We start from the raw sequence: 3,841 nt of genomic DNA, 5'->3' as shown, positions 1-3,841 counted from the left end.
TCGTTGGCTGTCATGCGCGCTCCGCAGCTTCCACCACATTCACCAACAGCATGGCCCGAGTCATCGGCCCCGCCCCGCCGGGCATCGGTGCCAGCCAACCGGCCCGCTCGCGGACCTCCGGTGCAACGTCACCCACCAGTCCAGCTTCGGTGCGGGTGATCCCCACGTCCAGTACCGCTGCCTCTGGCCGCACCATGTCGGCGGTGATCAGACCAGGGACCCCAGCAGCACTCACGATGATGTCTGCCCGCCGAGTATGCGACGTAAGATCTCGGGTTCCGGTGTGGCACAACGTCACGGTCGCGTTCTCGCTGCGCCGGGTCAGCAGCAGGCCCAATGGTCGGCCCACGGTCACGCCGCGACCGATGACGCAGACTTCAGCGCCAGCCAGCGGAACGTCGTACTCCCGCAGCAACGCCACGATTCCGCGTGGTGTGCAGGGCAGCGGGGCAGGAATGCCCAGGACCAGTCGACCGAGATTCATCGGATGCAGCCCGTCGGCGTCCTTCTCCGGCGCAATGAGTTCTAGGGCGCGACCTTCATCGAGGTGATTCGGCAGCGGCAGCTGCACGATGTAGCCGGTGCAGTTCGGATCCTGATTCAACCGATGGAGTTCCGCATCGAGGTCGTCTTGGGAAATATCCGCCGGTAGATCCACCCGGATCGAGCGGATCCCCACCTCGTCACAGTCTCGATGTTTGCCGGCGACGTAGGCGGCACTGCCAGGATCATCTCCGACCAGGACCGTTGCCAGTCCCGGGGTTCGCCCGGCAGCAGCCAAGGCCGCCACTCGCTCCGCCAATTCCAACTTGATTCGACCCGCAGTGGCCTTGCCGTCCAGAATCTGTGCAGTCACGTCGCCATTCTGTCATCCGGTCGTTGCGGTGTGCCGCGACCCGCCAGCCAGACCGCAACCGCCACCAGCAACAATCCCACGACGGACCCATAGCCGAGCGGCGATTCAGTGGCTGGCAAGAACAGATCCAGTAGCACCGCCCCCGCTAACTGCCCCGCGATCGATAGCAACCCAAAAACCAGGACGCCCAGACCACGCACTGCCCAGGCGGCCAACGCGATGAACAGCACGCCGATTGGCCCGCCCAGATAGAGCCGTGGATCACCGGGCAATTGACCTAGGTCGATGACCCCGATCAGCAGACCCACCAGCACTGCGGTCAGCAGCGCGGTGAAGCCAACCACAAAGTTGACGGTGGCGGCCGCGAGGGCGTCGTTCGCTGCTGCGGAGACCCGCGCGTTGATGGCTTGCTGAACTGAAATCGCCACACCTGCCGTTGCGGCCAACAGCACCGCCACCAGTGCGGCTGCGCCACCCAGTTGAAAGGTCCCCCAGCCCGCTACCGTGACAGCGACAACCGCCAGCAGTGCGGCTAGTGCCCGCTGCCGATTGACGGTCAGCACTCCCACTGGGCTGAGTCCCAACCGGTCGACTCCTAGCGAACCTGCGACCTGACCGGCCACCACCGCGACGATGAAAGCGGTAACTCCGACGAGGCCGACGGTGAGCCCTTGAGTGGTCACCAACCACGCGCCGCCCATACCGCCCAGGAGTTGCCAGGGGCGCAACGAGCCGCCACGAAGTGCGGCAGGGAGGCGGGCAAGTCCAGCGCGACTCCGCGGCCAGACCGCCACCAGCAGCAGCGCCAACACCAGACCGGTCGCAAAACTGATCGCCGCCGCAACTAACCCGCCGCCGACTTCCGCGGCCAGACCCGCATTGATACGTGACTGCAGCGCCACTAAGGCCCCGACGGCTAGCGCAGCCGCGGGGGTGCGCCAGCCGCTAGTGCCAGAAATGACGGGTGCCCGTCAGGTACATGGTGATACCGGCATCGGCGGCAGCGGCGATGACTTCTTCATCGCGCACTGACCCGCCCGGCTGCACGACTGCTCGCACGCCAGCGTCGATCAGAACTTGCAAACCGTCCGGGAAAGGGAAGAAAGCATCAGAGGCTGCGACAGAACCAGCCGCGCGCTCCCCCGCCCGCAAGACTGCCAACCGGGCCGAATCCACCCGATTCACTTGGCCCATACCGACGCCAACGGCCGCACCATCGGCAGCCAGCAGGATGGCGTTGCTTTTCACCGAACGGCAGGCCCGCCAGGCGAACGCCAAATCAGCCAACGTGCTGTCATCCACGTCACCACAGGCGAGTTTCCACGCACCGGGATCGTCCCCCGCAGCATCGATCTGATCCGAATGCTGCAGTAGTAAGCCACCACTGATGGCTCGGTATTCCGCTCGCGGTTCGTGGAATCCCGGTGCCACAGTCAGCACGCGGAGATTTTTCTTGGCCGAAAGCAGTTCCCTCGCCGCGGGCTCGATACTAGGCGCCACCAAAACTTCAGTGAACACTTCAGCCATGGCAGTGGCGGTTTCAGCGTCGATCTCGCGGTTGGCTGCCACCACTCCGCCGAATGCAGAAACTGGATCAGTAGCCAACGCTTTGCGGTAGGCCTCGACGATATCGGCGCCCACTGCTATCCCGCACGGATTCGCGTGCTTGATGATGGCAATACAGGGCTGCTCGTGGTCGTACGCCGCACGCAGCGCAGCATCTGCGTCGACAAAGTTGTTGTAGGACATCTGTTTGCCCTGTAGTTGCTCGGCCGCAGCAAGCCCATCTCCCGCCACACCGCGATAGAGCGCCGCTGGCTGATGTGGGTTCTCGCCGTACCGCAACACTTCAGCACGTTGCCAGGAAGCCCCCAGCCAGGTCGGGAAGCCGGTCTCATCGGGTACCACAACATTGCCGAGCCAGGATGCGACCGCCACGTCGTAACTGGCGGTGTGCGCGAAGGCTTTGGCCGCTAGCCGCTGGCGTTGTTCCAGCGAGAAACCGCCGGCATCGACAGCAGCCAGCAGCGCCGGGTAGTCGCTGGGATCAACGACTACCGCGACGTTGGCATGATTCTTGGCTGAGGCGCGGACCATCGCCGGACCGCCAATGTCGATCTGCTCCACGCACTCCTGCTGGCCAGCTCCGGAGGCGACCGTTTCGGTGAACGGATACAGGTTCACCACCACCAGTTGGAACGGGGCAATGTCTTGTTCCGCCAGTTGCTGTTGGTGATGTTCGTGGCGCAGATCGGCCAGCAGCCCGGCGTGCACCGCCGGGTGCAGCGTCTTCACCCGGCCATCGAGGAACTCCGGGAAACCGGTTATCTCAGAGACCTGCGTCACTGGCACGCCAGCTTTTTCGATGGTGGCGGCGGTCGATCCGGTAGAGACGATCTCCACACCGGCGCGATGCAGTTCTGTGGCTAGTTCCGGCAAGCCAGTTTTGTCATAGGTGGACAACAATGCCCGACGAATCTTGACCGAATCACTCACGGCAGCGCCGCCTTTCTTCCCTCGAGGGTGTATCCAGCAGTGACCAGATTGGCCAGCACTGTCACGAGCAGTTCTCGTTCGACAGTCTTGATGCGTTCGTGCAGTGTGTCGACGTCATCACCGGCGTGCACCGCCACGGGCGCTTGGGCCAGGATCGGTCCGGAGTCGACCCCGGTGTCGACGAGGTGGATGGTGCAGCCCGTCACGCGCACGCCATAGTCCAGCGCCTCCGGGACCGCTCTGGCCCCCGGAAAGGCCGGCAGCAACGACGGATGACTGTTGATGATGCGGCCGGGAAATCGGTCCAAGAACTCCGATCCCAACACCCGCATGAATCCGACCGATACCAACCAGTCGGGAGCCAGTTCGGCCGTTGCAGCAGCCAGGTCAGCGTTCCATTGCTCCCGCGAGTCATACTCGCGCGGATCCACCGCTACTACCGGAATGCCAGCGGCCTCGGCCCGCTGCTGGGCGCCGCAACCGGGACGA

Annotated in this window: 4 protein-coding genes; all 4 read right to left on the bottom strand. The window is 64.3% G+C overall.

Going from position 1 to position 3,841, the window contains the following annotated elements:
• Window positions 1-10: 10 nt before the first annotated feature.
• Window positions 11-856: a bifunctional methylenetetrahydrofolate dehydrogenase/methenyltetrahydrofolate cyclohydrolase gene (locus tag K0U62_06805; GenBank protein ID MCH9801225.1), complete on the bottom strand. Its 846-nt coding sequence runs from the start codon at window positions 854-856 to the stop codon at window positions 11-13.
• Window positions 853-1,815 carry a DMT family transporter gene (locus K0U62_06800; GenBank protein MCH9801224.1) on the bottom strand — a complete coding sequence of 321 codons (963 nt, stop codon included), beginning with the start codon at window positions 1,813-1,815 and terminating at the stop codon, window positions 853-855. Before K0U62_06800 ends, K0U62_06805 begins: the two co-directional genes overlap by 4 nt.
• Entirely contained in the window at window positions 1,802-3,352 is a 1,551-nt protein-coding gene (purH, locus tag K0U62_06795) for a bifunctional phosphoribosylaminoimidazolecarboxamide formyltransferase/IMP cyclohydrolase (protein ID MCH9801223.1), read from the bottom strand. Before purH ends, K0U62_06800 begins: the two co-directional genes overlap by 14 nt.
• The coding region (gene purN / locus K0U62_06790; protein MCH9801222.1) for a phosphoribosylglycinamide formyltransferase at window positions 3,349-3,841 on the bottom strand (493 nt) is incomplete at its 5' end. The genes purN and purH, both read right to left, overlap by 4 nt.

This window comes from Actinomycetes bacterium (genome assembly GCA_022599915.1).
Taxonomy (GTDB): Bacteria; Actinomycetota; Actinomycetes; order S36-B12.
Note: the sequence above shows the minus strand (reverse complement) of the source record. Positions and strands in the feature narration are given on the sequence as shown.